The sequence below is a fragment of the Dietzia sp. SYD-A1 genome, from assembly GCF_015356725.1.
Taxonomy (GTDB): Bacteria; Actinomycetota; Actinomycetes; order Mycobacteriales; family Mycobacteriaceae; genus Dietzia.
Genome location: NZ_JADDKI010000482.1, coordinates 1 through 2,132, shown reverse-complemented (window position 1 = coordinate 2,132; position 2,132 = coordinate 1). Strand labels below are relative to the sequence as shown.

Genomic DNA, 2,132 nt, shown 5'->3' with positions numbered 1-2,132 from the left:
GCCCCCCAGCCGGCCAGCGCGGGGCACCCCCACTTCGGCCGCATCACCACGACCGGCCAGGGGGACCCCGCCCTCGCCGCAGGACTCCAGAAGATTCTGGACGGTCGCTGGGCGGACGCGCGCCGGATGACGCGCGAGGCCATGACCCCCGACATGCTCAACCCGATCGGGGCGACGATGGAGGAGCACCGCGCGCGGGTGCTCGAGCAGATGAGGCTCCTCGCCGACTCGGGTCTGCCCGGGTTGGGGTTCCGCACCGAGGACGGCGGAACGGGTGACACCGGCGGGGCGCTGACCTCCTTCGAGATGCTCGGTCACCTCGACCTGTCGCTCATGGTCAAGGCCGGCGTGCAGTGGGGCCTGTTCGGCGGGGCCATCGCGAACCTCGGGAACGCCGAGACCCGCTCCACGTACCTGCCGGACGTCATGTCGCTGGACCTGATGGGGTGCTTCGCCATGACCGAGCTCGGTGGCGGTTCGGACGTGCAGAACCTCGAGACCACCGCGACCTTCGACCGCGAGACGGGCGAGTTCGTCGTCCACTCCCCCACTCCGAGCTCGGAGAAGTGGTACATCGGGAACGCCGCCCGTGACGGTTCCATGGCCGCCGTCTTCGCCCAGCTCATCACGCATGACGAGGAGGGCGAGGAGGTTCACCACGGGGTCCACTGCCTGCTGGTGCCGATCCGGGACGAGGACGGGAACGACCTGCCGGGCGTCACCACCACCGACCACGGCCACAAGGGCGGCCTGCTGGGCGTGGACAACGGCAAGATCATGTTCGACCACGTCCGGGTGCCCCGCGAGGCCCTCCTCGACCGGTTCGGCGCCGTGGACGCCGAGGGTCGGTACTCGTCGCCCATCGATTCGGTCGGTGCCCGCTTCTTCACGATGCTCGGAACGCTGATCCGCGGCCGCGTGTCGGTGGGTGCGGCCGCCGGTGCCACCGCCCGGACCGCGCTGGCCCTGGCGGTGCGGTACTCGCTGATCCGCCGCCAGTTCGACCACCCCGAGACGGGCAAGGGGATCCCGCTGCTGGAGTACCGCGAGCACCAGCGGCGCCTGATGCCACGGATCGCCCGCGCGTACGCCTACGCGTGCGCCCAGAACGCGATCGTCGCCGACCTGCACGACTTCGAGAAGAACCCGGATGCGTTCGACGCCGAACGTCGGCGTGAGATGGAGTCCCACGCCGCGGGCATCAAGGCCACGGTGACGGGGTTCGCCAACGACACCATCATCGAGGCCCGCCTCGCGTGCGGCGGTGCCGGGTACATGTCCGAGAACCTGCTCACCGAGATGCGCAAGGACTGCGACGTCTTCTCCACGTTCGAGGGCGACAACGTGGTGCTCACGCAGTTGGTGGCCAAGGAGCTGCTCGGCGCCTACGCCGCGGAGTTCGGGGACATGGACCAGCGCGAGACCGTGGCCTTCGCGCTCACCACCGCGGTGGACGTGGTGCAGGAGAAGGCGCGTGCGTCGACGCTGTGGCAGAAGCTCATCGACACGGTGACGGACCGGGAGAACACCGACCTGCTCGACCGCGCCAACCAGCTGGAGCTGCTGGTCGACCGGGAGGAGCATCTGTTGGAGACCGTCGCACGCCGCCTGCGCAAGGCCCAGGGGGAGGACGGTTCGGCGGCGTTCAAGGTGTTCAACTCGGCGCAGGATCACATGCTGCAGGCCGGACGCGCCCACATGGACAGCTGGGTGTTCGCCCGCTTCGCCGAGGCCGTGGACGCCTGCGAGGACCCGGAGGCCAAGGAGGTCCTGGGGACGCTGTGCGATCTGTACGTCCTGGACATCGTGGACCGCGACAAGGGCTGGTTCCTCGAGCACAACCGTCTGACGACCGAGCGCACCAAGGCCGCGACCGCCGCCCGCAACCGCCTGTGCACCAAGCTCGCGGGCAAGGCGCGGACCCTGGTGGACGCGTTCGCGATCCCCGAGTTCGTCTTCGACGTCCCGATGCTCACCGACGGCGGGGTGGACGCCCCGCTCGAGACCACATCGGGAGCCGGCGAGCGCGACTGACGGGCCGCCGGCCGCAGATCCCGGACGCCATACCGGCACACAGGGCCACCGCGGCCAGCACCGCGGCACCGGTCCACGCCACCGTCGGCGAGCCACCC

1 protein-coding gene is annotated in these 2,132 nt (G+C 70.3%); it reads left to right on the top strand.

Annotated features, from left to right (window positions below):
* Positions 1 to 42: 42 nt before the first annotated feature.
* Entirely contained in the window at positions 43 to 2,034 is a 1,992-nt protein-coding gene (locus IY392_RS15895) for an acyl-CoA dehydrogenase (RefSeq protein WP_375292924.1), read from the top strand.
* The last annotated feature ends 98 nt before the right edge of the window (positions 2,035 to 2,132 follow it).